This is a genomic window from Frigidibacter sp. RF13, from assembly GCF_026626305.1.
Classification (GTDB): Bacteria; Pseudomonadota; Alphaproteobacteria; order Rhodobacterales; family Rhodobacteraceae; genus TMP-24.
The window spans coordinates 95,963-117,442 of sequence record NZ_JAPNUE010000008.1 but is presented as its reverse complement, the minus strand read 5'-3'; the positions used below and the strand labels follow the sequence as shown (position 1 = coordinate 117,442).

The 21,480-nt window shown below is 65.6% G+C and carries 21 protein-coding genes; 9 read left to right on the top strand and 12 right to left on the bottom strand.

What is annotated here, in order from left to right:
• Positions 1 to 156 precede the first annotated feature (156 nt).
• From OU426_RS14865 to OU426_RS14835, 7 genes are all read right to left on the bottom strand, one after another.
• Positions 157 to 1,032, bottom strand: coding sequence for a DMT family transporter (locus tag OU426_RS14865; protein WP_267634829.1), 876 nt, complete (start codon positions 1,030 to 1,032; stop codon positions 157 to 159).
• Positions 1,033 to 1,121: 89 nt separating this feature from the next.
• The gene (locus OU426_RS14860; protein WP_267634828.1) at positions 1,122 to 2,171 is read right to left on the bottom strand and encodes an ABC transporter ATP-binding protein; all 1,050 of its coding nucleotides are present in this window, start codon (positions 2,169 to 2,171) and stop codon (positions 1,122 to 1,124) included.
• On the bottom strand, positions 2,171 to 2,962 hold the full coding sequence (locus OU426_RS14855; RefSeq protein WP_267634827.1) for an ABC transporter permease: 792 nt from the start codon (positions 2,960 to 2,962) through the stop codon (positions 2,171 to 2,173). Before OU426_RS14855 ends, OU426_RS14860 begins: the two co-directional genes overlap by 1 nt.
• A complete protein-coding gene (locus OU426_RS14850; protein WP_267634826.1) occupies positions 2,959 to 3,843 on the bottom strand; it encodes an ABC transporter permease in 885 nt (294 codons plus the stop codon). Before OU426_RS14850 ends, OU426_RS14855 begins: the two co-directional genes overlap by 4 nt.
• Positions 3,844 to 3,950: 107 nt before the next feature.
• On the bottom strand, positions 3,951 to 5,051 hold the full coding sequence (locus OU426_RS14845) for an ABC transporter substrate-binding protein (protein WP_267634824.1): 1,101 nt from the start codon (positions 5,049 to 5,051) through the stop codon (positions 3,951 to 3,953).
• A gap of 151 nt (positions 5,052 to 5,202) precedes the next feature.
• Entirely contained in the window at positions 5,203 to 6,408 is a 1,206-nt protein-coding gene (locus OU426_RS14840; RefSeq protein WP_267634823.1) for a winged helix-turn-helix domain-containing protein, read from the bottom strand.
• Positions 6,408 to 7,469 (bottom strand): dipeptidase, encoded by a 1,062-nt coding sequence (locus OU426_RS14835; RefSeq protein ID WP_267634822.1) that lies wholly within the window; start codon positions 7,467 to 7,469, stop codon positions 6,408 to 6,410. The genes OU426_RS14840 and OU426_RS14835 overlap by 1 nt, the downstream gene beginning before the upstream one ends.
• Positions 7,470 to 7,644: 175 nt before the next feature.
• Between OU426_RS14835 and OU426_RS14830 the strand changes: the two genes are divergently transcribed.
• From OU426_RS14830 to OU426_RS14820, 3 genes are read left to right on the top strand one after another with little or no spacing between them, the layout of a single operon-like run.
• On the top strand, positions 7,645 to 8,394 hold the full coding sequence (locus OU426_RS14830; protein ID WP_267634821.1) for an SDR family oxidoreductase: 750 nt from the start codon (positions 7,645 to 7,647) through the stop codon (positions 8,392 to 8,394).
• 9 nt (positions 8,395 to 8,403) lie between these two features.
• Positions 8,404 to 9,258: a fumarylacetoacetate hydrolase family protein gene (locus OU426_RS14825; protein ID WP_267634820.1), complete on the top strand. Its 855-nt coding sequence runs from the start codon at positions 8,404 to 8,406 to the stop codon at positions 9,256 to 9,258.
• A complete protein-coding gene (locus tag OU426_RS14820) occupies positions 9,255 to 10,529 on the top strand; it encodes an L-fuconate dehydratase (protein ID WP_267634819.1) in 1,275 nt (424 codons plus the stop codon). The genes OU426_RS14825 and OU426_RS14820 overlap by 4 nt, the downstream gene beginning before the upstream one ends.
• A 10-nt stretch (positions 10,530 to 10,539) precedes the next feature.
• Here the strand turns inward: OU426_RS14820 and OU426_RS14815 are convergent, their stop codons facing one another.
• Together OU426_RS14815 and OU426_RS14810 are read right to left on the bottom strand one after the other, a co-directional pair.
• Complete coding sequence (locus OU426_RS14815; protein ID WP_267634818.1) at positions 10,540 to 11,289, bottom strand: NYN domain-containing protein; 750 nt, start codon at positions 11,287 to 11,289, stop codon at positions 10,540 to 10,542.
• A 92-nt stretch (positions 11,290 to 11,381) separates the two neighbouring features.
• Positions 11,382 to 12,512, bottom strand: coding sequence for an S-(hydroxymethyl)glutathione dehydrogenase/class III alcohol dehydrogenase (locus OU426_RS14810; protein ID WP_267634817.1), 1,131 nt, complete (start codon positions 12,510 to 12,512; stop codon positions 11,382 to 11,384).
• Between the two features lie 75 nt (positions 12,513 to 12,587).
• Between OU426_RS14810 and OU426_RS14805 the strand changes: the two genes are divergently transcribed.
• Both OU426_RS14805 and OU426_RS14800 read left to right on the top strand, forming a co-directional pair.
• Entirely contained in the window at positions 12,588 to 12,878 is a 291-nt protein-coding gene (locus tag OU426_RS14805; protein WP_267634816.1) for an I78 family peptidase inhibitor, read from the top strand.
• A 271-nt stretch (positions 12,879 to 13,149) separates the two neighbouring features.
• A complete protein-coding gene (locus tag OU426_RS14800) occupies positions 13,150 to 13,494 on the top strand; it encodes a DUF2794 domain-containing protein (RefSeq protein WP_267634815.1) in 345 nt (114 codons plus the stop codon).
• Positions 13,495 to 13,590: 96 nt separating this feature from the next.
• Here the strand turns inward: OU426_RS14800 and OU426_RS14795 are convergent, their stop codons facing one another.
• The 3 genes from OU426_RS14795 to OU426_RS14785 all read right to left on the bottom strand — a co-directional run bounded on the left by OU426_RS14795 (position 13,591) and on the right by OU426_RS14785 (position 16,340).
• Positions 13,591 to 14,418, bottom strand: a complete 828-nt coding sequence (locus tag OU426_RS14795; RefSeq protein WP_267634814.1) for a C40 family peptidase — start codon at positions 14,416 to 14,418, stop codon at positions 13,591 to 13,593.
• Complete coding sequence (locus tag OU426_RS14790; RefSeq protein WP_267634813.1) at positions 14,415 to 15,797, bottom strand: leucyl aminopeptidase family protein; 1,383 nt, start codon at positions 15,795 to 15,797, stop codon at positions 14,415 to 14,417. The genes OU426_RS14795 and OU426_RS14790 overlap by 4 nt, the downstream gene beginning before the upstream one ends.
• Positions 15,798 to 15,959: 162 nt before the next feature.
• Positions 15,960 to 16,340: a hypothetical protein gene (locus OU426_RS14785; protein ID WP_267634812.1), complete on the bottom strand. Its 381-nt coding sequence runs from the start codon at positions 16,338 to 16,340 to the stop codon at positions 15,960 to 15,962.
• Positions 16,341 to 16,499: 159 nt separating this feature from the next.
• On the opposite strand from OU426_RS14785, the gene OU426_RS14780 reads away from it, so the two are divergent.
• From OU426_RS14780 to OU426_RS14765, 4 genes are all read left to right on the top strand, one after another.
• Positions 16,500 to 17,153, top strand: coding sequence for a carbonic anhydrase (locus OU426_RS14780; RefSeq protein ID WP_267634811.1), 654 nt, complete (start codon positions 16,500 to 16,502; stop codon positions 17,151 to 17,153).
• Positions 17,154 to 17,204: 51 nt separating this feature from the next.
• Positions 17,205 to 17,642 carry a hypothetical protein gene (locus OU426_RS14775; protein ID WP_267634810.1) on the top strand — a complete coding sequence of 146 codons (438 nt, stop codon included), beginning with the start codon at positions 17,205 to 17,207 and terminating at the stop codon, positions 17,640 to 17,642.
• Between the two features lie 138 nt (positions 17,643 to 17,780).
• On the top strand, positions 17,781 to 19,400 hold the full coding sequence (locus OU426_RS14770) for a GMC family oxidoreductase (RefSeq protein WP_267634809.1): 1,620 nt from the start codon (positions 17,781 to 17,783) through the stop codon (positions 19,398 to 19,400).
• A gap of 27 nt (positions 19,401 to 19,427) precedes the next feature.
• Positions 19,428 to 21,440, top strand: coding sequence for a hydantoinase/oxoprolinase N-terminal domain-containing protein (locus OU426_RS14765; RefSeq protein ID WP_267634808.1), 2,013 nt, complete (start codon positions 19,428 to 19,430; stop codon positions 21,438 to 21,440).
• The last annotated feature ends 40 nt before the right edge of the window (positions 21,441 to 21,480 follow it).

The window sequence follows — 21,480 nt, the reverse complement described above, 5'->3', positions numbered from 1 at the left end:
CGCGACCGAGATTATTCCGTGGGACGAGACGCAAGCCTGGTGGGGGCGGCTCGAAGCGGTTTTTGCGCGCCCGGGTTTCTTCGGGGGCGGCAAGTCGGGGGGGCGCTGCCCCCGCACCCCCGGGATATTTGGACCACAGTGAAGGGAAGAACCGGGTCAGGCGCGGCGATGGCGGCCGGAGAGAGCGTTGAGGATGAGCGCCCCGAGCAGGATCGCACCGCCGAGTGCTGTATCGCGGCTGACGGTTTCGTTCCAGAAGAGCCAGACCCAGACCGGGGCGAGCACCACCTCGACCAAAGCCAGAAGGCCCGCGTCGGCGGCCGGGATGGCGCGGGTTCCGGCAGTGAAAAGGATCATGCCGCCGCAGATCGTGACGGCGCCCATGAGCATCGAGACCGACCAGCCGCGCAGCGGCAGAGCGAAGCTTTCGCCTCGCAGTGAAACAACCGCTGCGGCCACGAGAATGGCGAGACAGGCGCCGGTCAGGACGGCGGGTGTCATCTCGCTCAGCCGCGCCTTGCGGAGCGTGAGCGTGAAGGCTGAAAACCCGGCAGCGGAACCGAGGGCTGCGATATTGCCCATCCCTTCGCCAAGCGCGAGCCCCTCGCGCACCATTACGAAGACCCCGACCGAGGCGACTGCGATGGCGGCCCAGGTGCCGGGGCCAACCCGCTCGCCCAAGACCGGCCAGGCGAAAGCCGCCGTCAGTAATGGCGCTGCGGCGAAGAGAAAGACCGCATTGGCGATGGTAGTGGTTTGCATCGAGTAGATCGCGCCCGCGAAAGCGAGGACGAGGCCGAGCCCGCCCGCGAGGACAGCAGGCCCCCCGGCGCGGATCATGGCAAAGGGCCGGCCGCCGGACCTTTGGTGGATCCACAGGAACAGGACCGGCACCATGCCGAGCGAGCGGTAGAAGAGCACCTGCCAGGTACCCGCGTCGCCGACGATACGCAGAAGAAGGCCGTTGAGCGACCAGATGAACCCGGCGCCCAGAACCAGCACCGCGCCCTGCCGATAGGAAAACCCCGACACATGTCCCCCCGGATCACCTTTCGGGGCAGGATCGGCGCCGCCGGGCCGGATATCTGATCCGGCGGCGGCGCTTCATGTCGCAAACGGGCTCAGTCGCCGATCACCAGCAGGTCCTGACCCGCGACCGACAGCGAAACCTCTTCGCCGACCTTCGGCGGCGCGCGGCCGGTATCGTTGAACATGTCGAAGGAAACCACATCCTTGCCGACGGACGCGCGGCCCCGGATGACCGAACCAAGGAAATGAACCTCGGTGATCGTGCCCTTTAGTGCGGTCTCCCGGCCCTGTCGGGCGCCAAGGCTGATCATCTCGGGCCGCGAGCCGAGGGTGATCCTGCCCGGCGGGACGGCGCGGCCAAGCGTGATCTCCTGCCCGCCGATCTTCACGCGACCGGTCGCCGGGTCGACGACCTCGGCTTCCATGACATTCAGCGTTCCGACGAAATTTGCCACGAACCGCGTGGTTGGGCGGTTGTAGATTTCCAGCGGTGTGCCGACCTGGTCGGCGATACCCTGATGCATCACCACCACCCGGTCGGACATCGACAAGGCTTCTTCCTGATCGTGCGTGACGAAGATCGTGGTGATCCCCAGCCGCTGCTGGATCGCGCGCATCTCTTCACGCAGGGAAACCCGGATCTTGGCATCGAGCGCCGAAAGCGGCTCGTCGAGCAAAAGCACACGCGGGCGCGGCGCCAGCGCGCGAGCCAGCGCCACGCGCTGCTGCTGGCCGCCCGACAGCTGGAACGGATAGCGGTTGCCAAGGTCGGGCAGGCCGATCAGCGACAGCATCTCGGTCACGCGCTTGTCGCTTTCCGCCCGGTCGACGCCCGCGACCTTCAGCCCGAAGGCGACGTTCTGGGAAACGGTCAGGTTCGGGAACAAGGCATAGGCCTGAAAAACCATGCCGATATTGCGCTGGTTGGGCTTGAGGCTCACCACATCCTTGCCGTCGATGCGGATACTGCCCGAAGTCGGCGTCTCGAACCCCGCGACCATCCTCAGGACGGTGGTCTTGCCGCAGCCCGAGGGCCCGAGAAGCGAGATGAACTCTCCCTTCTCGACGGAAAGGTTGAAATCCTTCACGACGCGGGTGGCGCCGAAGCTTTTTTCCAGATGTTCGATTTCAAGGAAGGCCATCAGCGTGCCGCTTTCGTATGTTTGGAGAACCGGGTGACAAGCTGGATGAGACCCATGCAGACCCAGGTGATGGCGAAGGCAATCACCGAAAGCGCGAAGGGCTCATAGGGCTTGTTCGCCCCGATGCGTTGCAGATAGGGGCCGAAGGCCGGACGGTCGAGGAGGGCTGCCAGGGTGAATTCGCCGATGACGATGGCAAATGTCAGGAAAGCGCCGGAGAGGACCGCGACCAGCACGTTCGGCAGGATGACGCGCGAGAGGATCGTGATCCAACCGGCGCCGAGCGATTGCGCGGCCTCTGTCAGGGTGGCCACGTCGATCGTGCGAAGCCCGGTATCGACCGCGCGGTACATGTAGGGCAGCGCCAGCGTTGTGTAGCCAAAGGCCAGAAGCAGGTTGGTGCCCATGGTCGATCCGGTCATCGGCAGCCAACTCGACGTATTATAGAGCCGGATGTAACCGAAAACGATGACGATCGCGGGAATGACGAGTGGCAGGAGCGTGATGAATTCCACGTACGGCCGGGCCCAGGGCATCTTCAGCCTGACCCAGAAAGCGGTAGGCACGACCAGAAGGACCCCCATGATAATGGTCACCAGCGCCATGACAACGGAATAGCCGAAGGTCGCCTGAAACTCCGCATCGCCGATGATCTTGGTATAGGCATCCAGGGAATAGACCCCGCGCCGCGCCTTCAGCGAAAACTCGAAAAGGCCGAGAAGCGGCAGGAAGAAATAGAGAAGGCCGAAGAGGAGGACGATCCAGCCGGTGAGTCGGGCATAGAGGCTCATTTCAGCCACCTCTCGGCGCGGATACGCAGCCAGATGTAAAGGACATTGGCAATGCCGGTGACGACGATCATGCCGAAGGCCAGTGCATAACCGAGGTTAGGGTTGCCAAGGACGTCACCCCTGATCTGCGCGAAAAGCTGGATCGGTACGATGTTCAAGGCCGAGCCCGTCAGGGCGATGGCGGTGGCGACCGCGCCGAAGGCGTTGGCGAAGAGAAGCGCAAAAGTGCCCAAGAGCGAGGGGAAGAGAATGGGCAGCGCCACCATCCGCCAATATTGCAGGCTGGTCGCGCCGAGGACGGATGCCGCCTCGCGCCATTCCTTCTTCAGCCCTTCGAGCGCGGGGGTGATGATGAGGATCATCAGCGGGATTTGGAAGAAGAGGTAAGTGACCGTCAGGCCCCAGAAGCTGAGGATCGAAAAGCCGAGGTCGCGTTGCAGAACGATACCGAAATTGTTCTTCAGGAACAGCGTGATCAGGCCAACTGGCCCGAAGGTCGCGAGAAAGGCAAAGGCCAAGGGCACACCCGCGAAGTTCGAGGCGACGCCGGAAAAGGTCATCAGCGGACCGCGGATGAAGCGCGGGACCGCGCCGAAGGTCACCGCCGCCGCCATGCCAAAGCCGATCAGGCAGCCCAGTAGCGACGAGGCGAGCGAGATCTTCACCGAGATCCAGTAGGAGGAAGGGATCGTGCCGGTGCCGAGGTCGCGCAGGTTCTGCAGGGTGAAGGACCCGTCGCGTGTCTGAAACGCGCCGATCACAATATTCATCGTGGGCAGGATCAGGAACAGAAGCGCGAAGATCGCGAATGGCGCTAGACCTACCCATGTCAGGGGCAGGCGCCGCGGCCGCGCTGGTCTGGCGGGGGCGGTGTCGGTCATGAAGGATATGTCCCGGTCGAGGTGAGGTCCGAGTTGGTCGGAATTCTTGTTATGGCAACCCCGGCCCGGAAAGGTCCGGGCCGGGGCGATTGTCAGGCTATGGCCTGTTACTGGACGTTGGCGCCGACGACGCTATCCCAGCCACCGGTGACAGCGGCCTTGTTGGCGTTCACCTCGTCGAGCGTCGGGAAGTAGGCGGCCTCGTAGGACGCGGCCGGCGGCAGCTTTTCCATCGCCGCAGCGTCCAGCTTGCCCGCCGCCGACATCGCGTTGAAGCGCGCCGGGTGGCAGTAGCCCTTCAGCCACAGGTTCTGGCCTTCGTCCGAATAGAGGTACTCCATCCACAGCTTCGCCGCGTTCGGGTGCGGTGCATAGGCCGAGATGCCCTGCACATAGACGCCGGCCAGGACACCGGTCGACGGAACCACGATCTCGACCGGCGGGTTGCCGGCCAGTTCGTCGGCCCAAGCGAGCGCGTTATAGTCCCAGGCGATGGTGATCGGGGTCGCGCCCTGGGCAATCGTGCCCGCCTTGCCGATGACCGGGACGAAGTTGCCCGCCTTGTTCAGTTCGGCGAAATATTCAAGGCCAGCATTGCCGGCGGCTTCACCGGCAGCGGCACCCTTCGACAGGCCGGCGGCAAGAACGCCGAGGATCGCCTGGTTCGAAGCGCGCGGATCGCCCGCAAGCGCGACCTGACCGGCATATTCGGGCTTCAGGAGGTCGGCCCAGTCGGCCGGGGTGTTGGCGACGAGGTCCTTGTTCACGATGAAGGACATCACGCCGTAATAGTCGCCATACCAGTAACCGTCGGCATCCTTGATGCTGTCGGGGATCTCGTCCCAGGTCGAGACCTTGTAGGGCTGCAGCAGGCCTTCGTCCTTCATCGACGGCCCGAATGCGAGGCCAACGTCGACGACGTCGGGCGCCTGCGGGCCGGTATTGCCCTTGTTGGCCTTGATCGCCTCAACCTCATCGGCCGAACCCGCGTCGGGGTTCAGTTCGTTGACGGCGATTTCCGGATATTTGGCCTTGAAGCCGGCAATCACATCGCCATAGCCGCACCAGCTGTGCGGCAGGGCGATGGTCGTCAGCATGCCTTCGGCCTTGGCGGCGGCCTCCAGATCGGCCATCGCATCGGCCTGCACCATCGCCGTCGAGGCGAGAAGCGCGGCGATGCTCGCCGAAAGGACCATCTTCTTGGACATCATATGTGCTCCCGTTGTGAGGTCTGGGTCCGTTGATCGGACTCCCGTTCGCCTTACCGGTCCCGCATGACAGATTTGCGAAGCGCCGGAGAAAAGCTGACCTACCTAACCCCGGTTTCGGGCGACTTGCAACGGGGCTGTTACATTTCTGTTACAAAACCTTTTCATCCCTGAGCCAGCCCTCCTGAAACCGCAGCGTCGGGCAGCCGGTGAAACGGCCGAGCCGTTCAAGCTCTGCCTCTAGCCGTGCAATGCGGCCTTTGCCGAAACGGAAGCCTTTCTCGGGCCAAAGCGCTGAAATAACAAGAGATTCTTCGGCGCGCGCGCATTTCATGTCGATCCGCCCGACCAGTCTGTCGCCTTCCAGAAGCGGAAAGACATAATAGCCGTAGCGCCGTTTCGCGGCGGGAACGAAGATCTCGATCCGATAGTCGAAACCGAAGAGACGGACCGCCCGCTTGCGGTCTCGCAGCGCCGGATCGAAGGGCGAGAGCACCCGCAGCCGGTCAGGCGGCACGGGTGCCGTAGCGGCAGATTCGGCAAGGCCCGGGAAAGCGAAGGATCGCCGCGCGGCGCTGTCGGCGCCGTCGATCAGCACCTCCTCGATCTCGCCCCGCTTCAGCGCCGACGCGCACCATGCCTTCGCCTCCTCCGGCGTCACCTTGGCCCAGAAGGCGGCAATCTCGCCGCTCGTGCCGAAGCCGAGGCGCAGAAGCGCCTCGCGGCAGGCCCAGTCCACGGTCTCCTCGCGCGATGGCGCATCGCATGCCGGATAGACGCGTTCGGCAAGGTCATAGTGTTTCGTGAACCCGTCGCGATGGCAGACGGCAAGCCGCCCCGAATGCCAGAGATATTCCAGCGCCGCCTTCGTGGGGTTCCAGTCCCACCAGCCGCCCGAGGCGCGCGCCTCGTCCTCGCCGACGTCGCTGGTCGAGACGGCGCCGCGTTCGCGTATCTGCGCGAGGAGAACATCGACCTTCTCGCGAAAGGCTGTTCCCTGCCAATCCTTCCAGCGCTCGGGGATTGTCGCATGGTTATGGCTGAACCGATGGTGCCAATAGCGCAGGAAATCGGTCGGGATGACCGACGCATCGTGCGTCCAATGTTCGAAAAGGACGCGGTCCCGCTCAAGAAGCGGTTTGAGATTTTTGGGCCGGTAACTCTGTCGCCGTGCCCAGAGGATCATATGATGGGCGCGCTCGACGGTATTGACGCTGTCGACCTGCACGAAGCCAAGCCGTTTGATCAGCGCCAGAAGGTCTTCACCCTTCGCAGGGCCGGTCGGTTGTTCAGCCAGCGCGTGACGATCCAGGAACAGACGCCGGGCCGCGCGGTTATCAAGCCGCTGGAGCGCCATCAGCCGCCCCAGGTGCGGGTCAAAAGCGCCAGCCAGTTTTCATGGGCGATCTTCCGCAAGAGCGCCTCGTCGTAGCCGTGGGCGCCGAGTGCCTCCAGAAGCCGGGGCTGACCCGCCACATCGCCCAGATCGGCAGGCATTTCCGCCCCGTCGAAATCGGAGCCGAGCCCCACGCGATCCTCGCCGAGCTTACCCAGCAGATGGTCGAGATGGCGCAGCACCGGGTCCCAACCCTTGAAGGGCGTGCGCTTGCCTTCGGGGTTCAGGAAAACGGTCGCATAGTTCAGCCCGACCATTCCGTCGCTATCGGCGATCATCGCCAATTGCCGGTCGGTCAGATTGCGGGTCGAAGGCGTGACCGCGTGGGCATTCGAATGGGTGGCGACCAGCGGCGCGTCCGACAGCGCCGCCACATCGTTGAAACCTGCCTCGTTCATATGGCTGAGGTCGATCATGATCCTCAGCCGGTTGCATTCGCGGACCAGCCGCTTGCCCGCCTCGGTCAGGCCGGGGCCGGTATCGGGCGAGCCCGGGAACTTGAAGGGCACGCCATGGCCGAAGGCGGTGGGGCGCGACCAGACCGGGCCGATCGAGCGAAGGCCCGCCGCATGCCAGAGGTCGAGCGTCAGCAGGTCTTCGTCGATCGCCTCCGCGCCCTCCATATGCAGGATCGCGGCGATCCGGCCCGCAGCCATCGCGGCGCGGATATCGGCGACGGTCCGGCAAATCTGCAGCGTCCCCGTCCGCTCCAGCGCCATCAGATGGCCCGCCATGTCGAGCGCGACAGGCTGCGCTGCGGCGCAGGGAATTGGCGCAGGTAGCGGCAGCGCGAAAGGCGGGTTCTCCATCAGCCGGTCCATCGCCGCGAAATCGAGCGCCTCGGCGTCGGCGGGTGAGGGGATATAGACGGCGAAGAACCCGCCAACAAAACCGCCCGCCTTCATCCGCGGCAGGTCGAGGTGACCCTTGCCCTCAGCACCCGACCAGATCGCGTCGCGCGCGCGCGGGTCGCGATGAAAGCGCAAGAGAATATCGTTGTGGCCGTCGAAAACCGGGATCATGGGGCACCTGACTGCTGGTTTCGCCAAGGGGTTGCACAAAGCCCGGGCGGCGGCAAGGCGGGTTCTTGCGGTTCCGGTGGCGATGCGTCTAACTAACATGTTAGTTTCGGCTTGTCTCCCCCGAGGCTTCCCGTCAGGGTGCAAGCTGACATGCCAGTTGCCGGAGTCCGATTCCATGCGCCTTCAGAACCGAACCATCCTGATCACCGCGGCGGGGCAGGGGATCGGCCGCGCCAGCGCCATCGCCTGCGCCCGAGAAGGCGCGCGGGTGATCGCGACCGATGTGAATGCCGGGACGATCGGCACTCTGGGTGCAGAGGTGCCGGGGATCGAGACCGCCGTGCTTGACGTGCGTGACGATGCGCAGGTGCGGACGCTTGCGGCGCGGTTGCCGCCCCTCGACGGGCTCTTCAACTGCGCGGGCTTCGTTCATCATGGCACGGTGATGGAGATATCGGATGCCGAATGGGACTTTTCGTTCGATCTGAACGTCACATCGATGTTCCGCATGACCCGCGCTTTCCTGCCCGGCATGCTGAACCGAGCGCGTGAAACCGGCGATGCGGCGATTCTCAACATGGCCTCGATGGCCTCCTCGATCAAAGGCTTCCCCAACCGCTGTGTCTACGGCGCGACCAAGGCCGCGGTGATCGGGCTGACGAAATCCATCGCCGCCGATTTCGTGAAACAGGGGCTGCGCTGCAATGCGCTCTGCCCCGGCACGGTCGATACGCCGTCCTTGCGCGGCCGGATTGCACAGGCCGCCGATCCGTTGCAGGCCGAGAAGGATTTCATCGCCCGTCAGCCCATGGGGCGGCTCGCGACGGTCGAGGATATCTCGCCCATGGTAGTCTTCCTTCTGTCGGCGGAATCGCGTTTTGTCACCGGGCAGGCATCCTTGGTGGATGGCGGCGTCACGATCTGAGGGGATGAGATGAAACTTCTGCGTTACGGCCCGAAGGGGCAGGAAAGACCGGGGCTTCTGGACGGCGGGGGCCGGGTGCGCGACCTGTCCGCCCATGTGGCAGATATCGCTGGCGCGGCACTTCTGCCCGAGACGCTTTCGAAACTTGCGGCGCTGGATCCTTCGACCCTGCCGGCCGTACCGGGTGTGCCGCAGAAGGACCTGCGCCTCGGTCCCTGCGTGGGCGCGGTGGGAAAGTTCATCTGCATCGGGCTGAACTATGCCGACCATGCCGCCGAAAGTAACCTGCCGGTGCCACCCGAGCCAGTCATCTTCAACAAATGGACCTCGGCCATCGTCGGGCCGGATGACGATGTCGAAATCCCGCGCGGATCGGAAAAGACCGACTGGGAGGTGGAGCTTGCCGTCGTGATCGGCAAGGGCGGGCGCTATATCGACGAGGCTGACGCGCTATCGCACATTGCGGGCTATGCGGTCGCCAACGACGTCAGCGAGCGCGACTATCAGATGAACCGCGCGGGCACATGGGACAAGGGCAAGGGCTGCGATACGTTCGGGCCTCTTGGCCCATGGCTGGTGTCGCCGGACGAGGCGGGCGACATTGACGCGCTGAAGATGTGGCTGGAGGTCGACGGCCGCCGCTTCCAGAACGGCACGACAGCGACGATGGTCTACAAGGTCCCGTTCCTCATCCACTACGTCAGCCAGTTCATGTCGCTGCAGCCCGGCGACGTGATCTCGACCGGTACGCCGCCGGGTGTGGGCATGGGCCAGAAGCCGCCGGTCTATCTGAAGGGCGGCGAGGTGATGCGGCTGGGGATCGAAGGCCTGGGCACCCAGACGCAGAAGGTGGTGCGGGCATGACCAAAATCACCGGGCTCAGGGTTCTCGACGTCCGTTTCCCGACCTCGCAGCATCTGGACGGTTCGGATGCGATGAACCCCGACCCGGACTATTCGGCGGCCTATGTGATCCTGTCCACCGATGGCCCGCACGAAGGCCACGGCCTGACCTTCACCATCGGGCGTGGCAACGAGGTTTGCTGCGCCGCGATCAAGGCGATGGAACATCTTGTCGTCGGCCTCGACATGGGTTGGGTCGCCGAAGACATGGGGCGCTTCTGGCGCCATGTCACCGGCGACAGCCAGCTCAGGTGGATCGGGCCGGACAAGGGGGCGATCCATCTGGCGACGGCGGCGGTCGTCAACGCCGTCTGGGACCTTTGGGCCAAGATCGAGGGCAAGCCGGTCTGGCGGCTTGTCGCCGACATGTCGCCCGCCGAGCTCGTGCGTTGCATCGACTTCCGCTATCTGACCGACTGCATCACGCCCGAATGGGCGCTGGATTTCCTGACCCGCGCGGCCGAAGGCAAGGCGGAGCGAATGGCGACGCTGATGCGCGAGGGTTACCCCTGCTACACGACCTCGGCTGGCTGGCTCGGTTATGGCGACGAGAAGCTCCGCCGCCTGTGCCGCGAGGCGGTCGATGCGGGGTTCCGCCATATCAAGATGAAAGTCGGCCGCGACCTTCAGGACGACATCCGCCGCCTGACCATCGCGCGCGAGGCGGTCGGTCCGGACGTGCAGCTGATGATCGACGCCAATCAGGTCTGGGAAGTGGACGAGGCTATCGACTGGGTCCGTAAGCTCGCCTTCGCAAAACCCTGGTTCATCGAGGAGCCGACGAGCCCCGACGATATCGAGGGCCACCGGCGCATCCGCGAGGGCGTGGCACCGGTTCAGGTGGCGACGGGCGAGATGTGCCAGAACCGGGTGGTCTTCAAACAGCTGATCATGCGGGGCGCGATCGACGTGGTGCAGATCGATTCCTGCCGCTTGGGCGGCGTGAACGAAGTGCTGGCGGTTCTCCTGATGGCCGCGAAATACGGGCTGAAGGTCTGCCCGCATGCAGGCGGCGTGGGCCTGTGCGAATATGTCCAGCATCTCGCCATGATCGATTATCTCTGCATCGCGGGCACGCGCGAAGGCCGGGTGGTCGAATATGTCGACCATCTGCACGAACATTTCCTCGACCCCTGCGTGATCCGCAACGCCGCCTACATGCCGCCCGAACGGCCCGGCTATTCGATCGAGATGAAGGAGGAAAGCCTGATCGCCTATCGCTACCGCGGCTGAGGCGCTCCTCTCAGGCCTTGTCGCGCACCCGCCAGACCTTCCGCTCGTCCTGAAACAGCTCAAACGCGCCGGTCTTTGCCAGCAGGTCCTTCAGCTTCGCCACCCCGTAGGTGCGGCTGTCGAAATCGGGATAGAGTTGGCTCAAAGCCTGGCCGATCTGGCCCAATCCGTAATCGTCTTGATCGGGGTCGATCTTCTTCATTGCATTGCGGATCAGCGGAATAGCCAGCGTCGGCGGTTCCTTGAGACTTGCCGGGGCCTCGGGCGACTTTTCCGGCCGCGTTTCACCCTTCGGCGCGACGGCGGGAGCGCTTGAGACGATATTCTCGATCAGCACGAAGCGGTTGCAGACTTTCCTGAGCGATTCCGGCGTCTTGCCCTCGCCGATGCCGATCACCTGCAATCCGTCTTCGCGGATGCGGCTGGCAAGGCGGGTGAAATCGCTGTCTGACGAGACGAGCACGAACCCGTCGACCTTGCCAGCGTGCAGGATGTCCATCGCATCAATCACCAGGCCGATGTCGCTGGCGTTCTTGCCCTTGGTGTTGGCTGACTGCTGATGCATGACCAGCCCCAGATCCCGCGCCTGTTCCTTCCAGTGCGAAAGCGCCGAGCTTGACCAGTCGCCATAGACCCGCCGAAGCGAGGGTTCGCCATAGGAGGCGATCTCGTCGAGGATCGCAGCCGCATGGCGCGCCGGGATATTGTCGGCGTCGATCAGGACGGCAAGGAAAGGTGTGTCGCGGGGGGCAGCAGGCATCGGGGCTTCCTGTAAGGGCGGCGTCGGCCTGCTGCGGATGAGGCAGGCCGACGGGATCGCGCTCTTGTCCGGGAAAAGCGCCCGAGTAGCAATCAGTAAACCACGACCGACCGGATCGACTTGCCCGCGTGCATGAGGTCGAAGCCTTCGTTGATATTGTCGAGCGTCAGCGAGTGGGTGATCATCGGGTCGATCTCGATCTTGCCCTCCATGTACCAATCGACGATCTTCGGCACATCCGTGCGGCCGCGCGCCCCGCCGAAGGCGGTGCCTTTCCAGACGCGTCCGGTCACAAGCTGGAAGGGCCGCGTTTCGATCGTGGCACCGGCGGGGGCGACGCCGATGATGATCGACTGGCCCCAGCCGCGATGGGTGCATTCAAGCGCGGCACGCATGACCTTCACGTTGCCGGTACAGTCGAAGGAATAATCCGCCCCGCCGATCTGGTCGAAGGGCGTCTTGGTCATGTTGACGAGATGAGCGACCAGATCTCCTTCGACCTCCGCCGGGTTGACGAAATGGGTCATGCCGAACCGTTCGGCCATCGGCTTCTTGGCCGGGTTCAGATCGACGCCGATGATCATGTCGGCGCCCGCGAGGCGCAGGCCCTGGATCACGTTGAGACCGATGCCGCCCAAGCCGAAGACCACGGCCTTGGCCCCTATCTCGACCTTCGCGGTATTGATCACGGCGCCGATTCCGGTGGTGACGCCGCAGCCGATATAGCAGATCTTGTCGAAGGGCGCGTCCTCGCGGACCTTGGCCACTGCGATCTCCGGCAGGACGGTATAGTTCGAGAAGGTCGAACAGCCCATGTAATGCAGGATTGGCGTGCCATCGAGCATGGAAAAGCGCGAGGTGCCATCCGGCATCAGACCCTGGCCTTGCGTGGCGCGGATCGAGGTGCAGAGGTTGGTCTTGCGGGATAGGCACGAGGGGCAGGTCCGGCATTCCGGCGTATAGAGCGGGATCACATGGTCGCCCGGCTTCACGCTGGTGACGCCTGGTCCGACCTCGACCACCACGCCCGCGCCCTCATGGCCGAGGATCGCGGGGAACATCCCTTCGGGGTCGGCCCCCGAAAGGGTGAATTCGTCAGTATGGCAGATGCCGGTGGCCTTGATCTCGACCATCACCTCGCCGGCCTTCGGCCCTTCGAGGTTCACCTCCATGACTTCCAGCGGTTTTCCGGCGGCAACGGCGACGGCGGCGCGGGTTCTCATTCTCAGCCTCCCTGATATTCTGGTTGCCGCGACTCTCCCGCAAACCGGGGGCTCGCGCAAGGAAAGGAACGACAGATGCGCGCCATTTTCGCCGCCGCACTCCTGATACCGATGGGGGCCTGCATGGCTGAGGAGCCGAAGAAACATACCGACCCGATGCCGGGCCGGGCCGAGACGGCAAGTTGCGGCGCCGACGGGCTGCAGCATCTGGTGGGCCTGCCCGAAAGCGCGCTCGCTGCGATGACCTTCCCGGCGGGAACGCGGTTCCTGAAGCCCGGCATGGCGGTGACGATGGATTTCAGCCCCACACGGCTCAACATCGCTATCGACGACAATGGCCTGATCCGCGCTGTTGAATGCGGCTGAGCCGGGGACAGGAAAAATCAAGACCCCGCCGAAGCGGGGTCTGGGCGAGGACGGTTCCGACGGGGCGAACTGGGTGGGGGCTGTTGGCCGCTCCGCCGGAACCTAGCGTTTCTCGCTGATCACAAATTCGAGCCCGAACGCGGCGATTCGCGGGAGGGAAAGCGGCCTCCGTCGGGTCATTTCATGGCTGAAATCGGGCGGCGGTGGATGCTGCAAGTCTCTGCTTTCTGGCGAGGCTTGATTTGCGCCGCAGGTCGGGTAGCATCGGGTCATGACGGTTCAGGAACCGACGCCCCTTCGCTTTTCCGCCGCCTTGCCGCAGCAGGTCGCTTTTGACCGGGCGGAGCTTTCCGTGATCCTCTCGCTCTATGGACGGATGGTCGCGGCCGGGGAATGGCGCGATTATGCGATGTCTTTCCTACGCGACTGCGCTGTCTTTTCCGTCTTCCGCCATACCGCCGAGACGCCGCTTTACCGGATCGAGAAACATCCGAGGCTGAGGAACCGGCAGGGCATGTATGCACTGATCGGCATGACCGGGCAGGTGTTGAAGCGCGGCCATGATCTTTCCGGCGTGCTGAGCCCGTTGGAGCGGAAGCTGATTCGGCCGGTCTGACCTGGACTGCGGGCCGCTCCTCACCCCTGACGGGGCTCCTCGCGGAAGGGCCGCTCTTCGCGCGAAGAGGGCGCGCAAGGGCCCGATGAGCGGCTCCTACAGGCGCTTCGCGCCGAGCCAGTTGTCGCCTTCCGCCGCCTGGATCCGTTCCTTCGCCGCCCGGATCGGCTCCAGCGTGACTGCCATCGCATGGGCATTGGCGTGGATCATCGTCTCGCCATCCATCGCCATGGCGACATGGCCACGCCAGAAGAGCAGATCACCGCGTCGAAGCGGGGCACCTTCGTCCGGGCGCCGGCCGACGCTCTCCCATTGCAGGTCGCTATCGCCCGGGCAGTCATGGCCGCAGGCGAGAAGCGCCGCCTGGACGAGCCCCGAACAATCGATCCCGTCGCGCGAGTTGCCGCCCCAGAGGTAGGGGGTTCCGAGGAATAGCAGGGCAACCGCCGCCGGATCGTCAAGCGGTGCGCCGGTCGGTTGCAGATGAGTGCGCGGCACATGATGTCCGTCGGCGGTGCGGGCAAAGCGCCCCTCTTCCCCAACGATTTCAAGCTGCGCGCCGAAAGAGAGGCTCGCGACCTCGCGCTGTTTAATGTCCGCTGCCGGGTAGAGATGGGTCGCGGGCGCGCTGACCCAATGCGTGACCGCATGATCGGGGCCAAGCGCCGCTTCGGCGACATAGCCGCAATAGCCATCCTTCCTGGCCTGAACGAACGCGTGGCCCTCCTTCCTTTCAAGCACCGTCAGGCCGTCGCCGCGCAGGACCTGCCTGTCGCGTTGCCCGCCGGGTCGGGCCAGAAGGTCGGTAAGCGGTGCCGTGACCCGTGCCGCTTCGCCATCGACGAAGGCCGCGGCCTCGACCCGGCCGCGCAGCGAGACATGGGCCACCCGGCCGTTGGCGGGAAGAAGCCGCCGGTCCGTCATAGCCCAAGAACCCCGGGCAGCGCGTCCAGAAGCGCGCGCGCGCCCTGGCCGACGCCGCCCTTGGGGCGGGCGGGCGCAGCGGTCGGTTGCCAGCCATAGATGTCGAAATGTGCGTAGCGCGGGCAAGCGGTCACGAAGCGGCGCAGGAACAGTGCCGCCGTAATCGACCCGGCGAAACCGAAACCCGGCGCATTGTCGAGATCGGCAATATCGGGCTCGATCACGCTGTCATAGGGCGCCCAGAACGGCAGGCGCCAGACCGGGTCCGCGACCCGCGCGCCAGCCGCCGATAGGGCGGCGGCAAGCGGCTCGTCATCGCTGTAGAAGGGCGCAAGGTCCGGTCCGACCGCCACCCGTGCCGCGCCAGTGAGCGTGGCCATCGAGACGATGAGATCGGGCTTTTCCTCATCCGCAAGCGCCAGCGCATCGGCGAGCACCAGCCGCCCCTCGGCATCTGTGTCGTTGACCTCGACCGTCAGGCCCTTGCGACTTTTCAGAATGTCTTTGGGTTTCAGCGCATTACCCGCGATCACGTTCTCGACCGCTGGGATCAGCACCCGCAGGCGCAGTTTGAGCCCAAGCGCCATGATCATCGAGGCAAGCCCCAGCACCGTCGCCGCCCCGCCCATGTCCTTCTTCATCAGGCTCATGAAGCCGCCGGTCTTGATATTAAGCCCGCCGGTGTCGAAACAGACGCCCTTGCCGACGAGCGTCAGCGTCGGGCCATCGCTGCCCCAGCGCAGGTCGATCAGGCGTGGCGCGCGGGGGCTGGCACGGCCCACGGCGTGGATCATCGGGAAATTTGCGGCCTGAAGATCGTCGCCGACCGTCACCTCGACCGAGGCGCCGTGCCGCGTTGCAAGGGTGCCCACAGCGGCTTCCAGATCCTCCGGTCCCATGTCGGACGCGGGCGTATTGATCAGATCGCGCGTGAGACTTTCGCCTGCCGCGATGGCATCTAGCCGCGCGCCATCGACAGACGGCGGCGTGAGCAGGCGCGCGCGCGGCGGTTTCGCCGCCTTGTAGCGGTCGAACCGGTAGCTGGCGAGGCGCCAGCCGAGCGCCTCTTCTTCGATCGCGCGCCGATCGGCGAGCCCCTCAAGCCGCCAGTCGGCCTCGGGCAGCGTTGTCGCCGCGGCGGCAAGGTGAAACCGCCCGCGCGCCCTCGACGCAACACTGCCGTAACCAACAGCGGCGGCTTCCGGACGGCCGGACGCGTCAGGCAGGACGAGAACCTGCCCAAGGGCGCCGGTAAAGCGGCTGGCCTCCGCCCAGGCGCGGTGCGCCGGGGCAAGCCCACCCATGAATGTTTCGAGTGCCGACTCTTCGACCACATGCAGAGGCAGGGAGGTCTGTTCCGGCGTTGCAGGGTCAGTCATTGGCGCTCCTTCTGGTCGCGGCCACCCTAAGCCTTGGCGTGGCGCCCGCAAGACCCTTGCGCGGGCGGGTGCGAATCCCGGGAAAGGTCGCTCATCGAGCGTGCCCGCTCACTTCGCGAGGACGGCGCGGTCCGCGCCGGAGGAGCGGCCCGGACGGCCGCCTCAGCCGCCCGCTTCGCTCAGGTCCCAGAGCGCAGCGAGCGAGCGTTCTCCGATACGGCCGAGCCGGGCCACGGTTGCCGCCTGTGCGGTCGTCTCAACCGCTTCGCTGGTCGAGACGACGTCGCGGGCCACACGTGCGAGCGTTGCCATGCCCACCTGTTCGGCGACTTTCGCCAGCATTCGCGCGCTACGGATCAATGTATCCGTTTGGCCCGCCGCGAAATGGTCGGCGACCTCGGACAGCTGTTCGGAAAGTTCGAGGAGCGCCCGGCGTACCACCCGCTCCGCCCCTCTCTCTCCAAGCTCCGCGAACAGCGCCACCAGAGGATCGGGGTCAAGCCGGACCCCTTCCTCGTGGCGCAAGATTGCCAGAACCGGCATCTTGACCCTCCTTCAACCGCACCCCAAATGCGGGCATGAGCTTCGCGCCTGCCGCTCAAGAAAAGGTTGATGGCCGTCGTAAAAAACGCTCGAATTCGAACGATCGGCACCGTAAGGAAAGCCGGATCGCCTTTCGGCGGAAAAGTTCAGGGAGAAGTGATGACGAGCCACGCCAAACCGCTGCCCTCCTACCTCGTCCAACGCTATCACGGCTGGAAGGCCACCACCTGGGAGGAGAACAAGGCCTGGTACAAGCGCCTCGCCATGGGTGGCCAGCACCCGCGCGCCATGGTGATTTCCTGCTGCGACAGCCGGGTTCATGTCACGTCGATCTTCGGGGCGGACCAGGGCGAGTTCTTCATCCACCGCAACATCGCCAATCTGGTGCCGCCGCATAACCCCGACGGCGAGCATCACGGCACCTCGGCGGCGCTGGAGTATGGCGTGACGGCGCTGAAGGTCGCGCATCTGGTGGTGATGGGCCATTCGGGCTGCGGCGGCGCGCGCGGCTGCCACGACATGTGCTGCGGACATGCACCGCAGCTCGAGGACAGGGCGAGCTATGTCGGCCGCTGGATGGACATCCTGCGCCCGGGCTACGAACGGATCAAGGATATCGCCGACGAGGCAGAGCGGGTGACCGCGCTCGAAAAGCAGGCGGTGGTGGTAAGCCTTGAAAATCTGATGACCTTCCCCTTCGTCCGCACGGCGGTCGAGGCGGGGGAACTGTCGCTGCACGGGCTCTGGAACGATATCGGCGACGGCGGGCTGCAGCAGTATGACGGGGCGAGTGGCACCTTCGTCCCACTTTGAGGTACTGCGGCCGCTAAGGTCGCGTTAACCAAGCGCGCGTAGGTTTGGCGCATGGCCGAGCATGCACGCATCTATATCGATCTGCCGAAGGAGCTTCTTCTGCTCTGCGGTCAGTCGGCGCGGCGCGCGGGTCTTGGGGCGGCGGACTATGTCGCCTCCGTCCTTGCGGAGGCGAACGGCCTTCAGGCGGCGGTTGAGCTTCCGGCAGGCGCGCGCATCCGCCTTGCGGCGCGCGAGGCAGCCGACTGGTTCGATCTGCAGCACCGCCTGCGGGCGGTTGGCTTCGTCTTGCGGCTTTCATCCGACGACCGGTTGATGCTTTGCCTCTGGCCCGAGGATTGGCCGCTGATGCCTGCCTCTGCGGTAGGGTTCGACTTCGCCGATCTCGCCCTCAGGTTCCGCGCCGACTTTCCCGGCCGCCTCGCGGGCCCGTTACCGCCGGCAGGTCCGACGATGCCCGGCCGCTCTAGATCGCCGCGCGCCGCCTAGACGCGGAAGCTTCACACCAATTCTGCACTTGGGTGCGAACTTGGCTGCAGGGCTGTGCCGAAAGCGACGGTTTCTGTCGTTTTGCGGGCGGACCGGAGCCCCTCTTGGCCCGATTAAGCCTTGAGGACGGAGGCGCTAATGCAGGCCAGACAATTCGATTTCATCATCGTCGGCGCGGGGTCCGCGGGCTGCGTACTGGCGGAGCGTCTGTCGGCAAACGGGCGGCATTCGGTGCTGGTGCTGGAGGCTGGCGGCTCCGACCGGCGCTTCTATGTTCAACTGCCGCTTGGCTATGGAAAGCTTTTCTACGATCCAGCGGTCAACTGGATGTACGCGACCGAGCCCGATCCGGGGCTTGCCGGTAACCGAGACCATTGGCCGAGGGGCAAGATTCTCGGCGGTTCTTCTTCGATCAATGCGATGGTGTGGATCCGCGGTCATGCATCGGACTATGACGACTGGGAGGCCGCCGGAAATCCGGGTTGGGGCTGGGAGGCGGTCCGCGCCGCCTACCGGGCGATCGAGAATAACGAGGCGGGAGCGGATGATTGGCGGGGTGCGGGCGGGCCGCTCTTCATCTCGGCCAACCGCCGCGACCTGCATCCTTTGGTCGAGACATTCACCGCCTCGGCCGAAGCGACGGGTCTGAGGCGCAATACCGACTTCAACGGCGCCGAACAGGAAGGCGTCGGCATCTACCAGATGACGATCAAGGGCGCCCGGCGCAATTCCGTTGCGCGCGCCTTCCTGCGGCCTGCGATGAAGCGGCCGAATGTGACTGTCGTGACCCGGGCTCACGTCACCCGGGTCTTGTTCGAAGGCCGCCGTGCCGTGGGCGTCGAATATCTGCGCAAGGGACAGCGCGAGACGGCACGGGCCGGGCGCGAGGTGATCCTTGCGGGCGGCGCGATCAACACGCCGCAGCTTCTGATGCTGTCGGGCATCGGACCGGGTGCGCATCTGCGGGAACACGGCATTCCGGTCGTTCAGGACAATGCCAATGTCGGCCAACATCTGAACGACCATCAGGGCATCAACTACACCTGGCGGATGAAGGTGCCCACCTACAACGACGTCCTGCGGCCCTGGTGGGGCAAGGTCCTCGTTGGCATGCAATATTTCCTGGGCGGCAAGGGGCCGCTGGCGAAATCGATCAACCATGCGGGCGGCTTCTTCCGCACCTCGCCGGATCTGCCGCGCCCCAACATGCAGCTCTACTTCCAGGCCTTCTCGACCCTGCTGCCGCGCCCGGGCGAACGGCCCTTGCTGACCCCCGACCCGTTCTCCGGCCTCTCGATCGGCTTGTCGAACTGCCGTCCGACCAGCCGGGGCGAGATCATGCTGAAGTCGGCCGATCCCTTCGCCCATCCCAAGATCACGGCAAACGCCTTCTCGACCGACCACGACGTTCAGGAGATGCTGCTGGCGGTCAAACACCTCCGCCAGATCGCCGCGCAGGAGCCCATCCGCGCGCTGATCGCCGAGGAGCTGCGCCCCGGTCCGCAAGTGACCAGCGACGAAGACCTGATCGCCGATTTCCGTGCCCGCTCAGGCACAGTCTATCACCCGTCCTGCACCGCGCGCATGGGGCCGGACCCGGCGACCTCGGTCGTCGATGCCGATCTGAAGGTTCACGGGGTGGAAGGACTGCGCGTCTGCGACGCTTCGGTCTTCCCAACGCTGATCGGGGGCAATACCAATGCCCCGTCCATCCTCGTGGGCTGGATGGGCGCGGACAGGATCCTCAAGGGGGCATAGGACCCCAAGGATCGGAAGGGGAATGGGATGGCCTATCTTCTGGGCGTCGATACCGGCGGCACCTATACCGACGCCGTCGTGCTGGACGAAGGCGCCGACCGCGTTGTCGCGTCGGCGAAATCGCTGACCACGCGCCCTGATCTGGCGCTGGGCGTCGGACGCGCGATTGACGCCGCCGTCGAGAAGGCGGGCGTGGCGCCCGGCGACATCGCGATGGTGTCGCTGTCGACCACACTCGCCACGAACGCGCTGGTCGAAGGGCAGGGCGGCCGCGTCGCGCTGATCTTCGTCGGCTTCGACGAGGCAGAGCTTGGCCGCGCCGGTCTGATCGAGGCGATGAAGGGCGATCCCGTCGTCATGGTCGCGGGCGGCCACAATCACGGCGGCGGCGAAGTGCGGCCCCTTGACCTCGCGCGGGTCGAAGCCGAGGTGGCGCGGCTCGCGCCCGAGGTCACCGGTTTTGCCGTGGCTTCGGCCTTTGCCACCCGCAATCCGGCCCACGAAAACGCCGCGCGCGAGGCGATCCGCCGCATCGCCCACCTGCCGGTCACTTGCTCGCATGAACTCTCCGCCGGGCTGAACGGTCCGCGCCGGGCGCTGACGGCGGTTCTGAACGCGCGTCTCATTGGCATGATCGACCGGCTGATCAGCGCCTGCGAACATCACATGACGGTCATCGGCATCAAGGCACCGCTGATGGTCGTCCGCGGCGACGGGGCGCTCGTCTCGGCGAACCTCGCCCGCGAACGCCCGATCGAGACGATCCTCTCCGGTCCGGCGGCCTCCATCGCCGGGGCAAGCTGGCTGACCGGCGAGCGGAACGCGCTCGTCTCCGACATCGGCGGCACCACGACCGATGTCTGCCTTCTGAAGGACGGCAAGCCCGCCATAGACCCCGAAGGCGCCCGCGTCGGCGCCTTCCGCACCATGGTCGAAGCGGTGGCGATGCGCACCACCGGCCTTGGCGGCGACAGCGAGGTGCATCTGCTCGAAGGGCTGGAAACCGGCCTCCGCCTCGGACCCCGTCGCCTGATGCCGGTCGCGCTCGCCGCGCGCGACTACCCGGATCTCGTGCATGCGGCACTCGACCAGTGGCTGACGATGGATGCGATCGGCGAACATGACGGCCGCTTCGCCGTGCCGCTCTGGCATGTCGCCCCGCCCCCCGGCCTCGGGCCGCGCGAAGAAGCGGTGGCGGCGCGTCTAATGGCGGGACCGCTCCGGGTTGCCGACGCGGTGCGCACGCGGCTGGAACTGCCCGCACTGATGAAACTCGTCGCGCGCGGCGCGGTGATGATCGCGGGCGTCACGCCCTCGGACGCGAGCCATGTACTCAGCCGGCTGGACAGCTGGGACAGCGAGGCGGCGCGCAAGGCGGTGACGCTTATGGCCCGCCGCCGGAACGGGCGCGGCGACCGGATTGCAGCGGGTCCGGAGGCGCTGGCGTCGCAGATCATCGCGCAACTGGAACGCCAGACCGAAGACTGCCTGCTGGAAGCCGCCTTCGGAGAGGACGACCGCGATTGGGGCCGCGACACGCCCGAGGCCCTCGCGCGCCACGGGCTGACGCTCGCGGGGTTGGACCGCCATCAGGGCGTGGTGAGGGTGAACCTGTCGCTCGGCGTGCCGGTGATCGGCCTTGGCGCCTCGGCGCCCAGCTACTACCCGCCGCTCGGTCCCCGGCTCGGCACGCGGATAATCCTGCCTGAACATGCGGGCGTGGCAAATGCGATCGGCGCTGTGGTGGGGCAGGTCGCGATGCATGCCGAGGGGATCGTGACCGCCCCCGGACCGGGTGTCTTCGCCGCCCATCTGCCCGAGGGGCCGAAACGGTTCAATGACCGCGACAAGGCGCTTCAGGCGCTGGAACGCGCCCTGTCGGCCGACGCCGATGCCCGGGCACGCGCCGCGGGCGTCGAGGAGGTGCGCCTGTCGGTCACGCGCGATCTGTCCGAGATCGAGGTCGAGGGCCAGCCGATGTTCATCGAGGCGCGCCTGCGCGTGACGGCGCAAGGCCGGCCCCGCATCGCCACCGGCTGATGTCTCGCGCGCGGGTGCCGCCAAATTCCTTCGCGAAGGA

Excerpts from the sequence above, each read along its gene's own strand:
- OU426_RS14860 (WP_267634828.1), bottom strand. The coding sequence starts at position 2,171 with ATGGCCTTCCTTGAAATCGAACATCTGGAAAAAAGCTTCGGCGCCACC.
- OU426_RS14855 (WP_267634827.1), bottom strand. The coding sequence starts at position 2,962 with ATGAGCCTCTATGCCCGACTCACCGGCTGGATCGTCCTCCTCTTCGGC.
- OU426_RS14850 (WP_267634826.1), bottom strand. The coding sequence starts at position 3,843 with ATGACCGACACCGCCCCCGCCAGACCAGCGCGGCCGCGGCGCCTGCCC.
- OU426_RS14845 (WP_267634824.1), bottom strand. The coding sequence starts at position 5,051 with ATGTCCAAGAAGATGGTCCTTTCGGCGAGCATCGCCGCGCTTCTCGCC.
- OU426_RS14840 (WP_267634823.1), bottom strand. The coding sequence starts at position 6,408 with ATGGCGCTCCAGCGGCTTGATAACCGCGCGGCCCGGCGTCTGTTCCTG.
- OU426_RS14835 (WP_267634822.1), bottom strand. The coding sequence starts at position 7,469 with ATGATCCCGGTTTTCGACGGCCACAACGATATTCTCTTGCGCTTTCAT.
- OU426_RS14830 (WP_267634821.1), top strand. The coding sequence starts at position 7,645 with ATGCGCCTTCAGAACCGAACCATCCTGATCACCGCGGCGGGGCAGGGG.
- OU426_RS14825 (WP_267634820.1), top strand. The coding sequence starts at position 8,404 with ATGAAACTTCTGCGTTACGGCCCGAAGGGGCAGGAAAGACCGGGGCTT.
- OU426_RS14820 (WP_267634819.1), top strand. The coding sequence starts at position 9,255 with ATGACCAAAATCACCGGGCTCAGGGTTCTCGACGTCCGTTTCCCGACC.
- OU426_RS14815 (WP_267634818.1), bottom strand. The coding sequence starts at position 11,289 with ATGCCTGCTGCCCCCCGCGACACACCTTTCCTTGCCGTCCTGATCGAC.
- OU426_RS14810 (WP_267634817.1), bottom strand. The coding sequence starts at position 12,512 with ATGAGAACCCGCGCCGCCGTCGCCGTTGCCGCCGGAAAACCGCTGGAA.
- OU426_RS14805 (WP_267634816.1), top strand. The coding sequence starts at position 12,588 with ATGCGCGCCATTTTCGCCGCCGCACTCCTGATACCGATGGGGGCCTGC.
- OU426_RS14800 (WP_267634815.1), top strand. The coding sequence starts at position 13,150 with ATGACGGTTCAGGAACCGACGCCCCTTCGCTTTTCCGCCGCCTTGCCG.
- OU426_RS14795 (WP_267634814.1), bottom strand. The coding sequence starts at position 14,418 with ATGACGGACCGGCGGCTTCTTCCCGCCAACGGCCGGGTGGCCCATGTC.
- OU426_RS14790 (WP_267634813.1), bottom strand. The coding sequence starts at position 15,797 with ATGACTGACCCTGCAACGCCGGAACAGACCTCCCTGCCTCTGCATGTG.
- OU426_RS14785 (WP_267634812.1), bottom strand. The coding sequence starts at position 16,340 with ATGCCGGTTCTGGCAATCTTGCGCCACGAGGAAGGGGTCCGGCTTGAC.
- OU426_RS14780 (WP_267634811.1), top strand. The coding sequence starts at position 16,500 with ATGACGAGCCACGCCAAACCGCTGCCCTCCTACCTCGTCCAACGCTAT.
- OU426_RS14775 (WP_267634810.1), top strand. The coding sequence starts at position 17,205 with ATGGCCGAGCATGCACGCATCTATATCGATCTGCCGAAGGAGCTTCTT.
- OU426_RS14770 (WP_267634809.1), top strand. The coding sequence starts at position 17,781 with ATGCAGGCCAGACAATTCGATTTCATCATCGTCGGCGCGGGGTCCGCG.
- OU426_RS14765 (WP_267634808.1), top strand. The coding sequence starts at position 19,428 with ATGGCCTATCTTCTGGGCGTCGATACCGGCGGCACCTATACCGACGCC.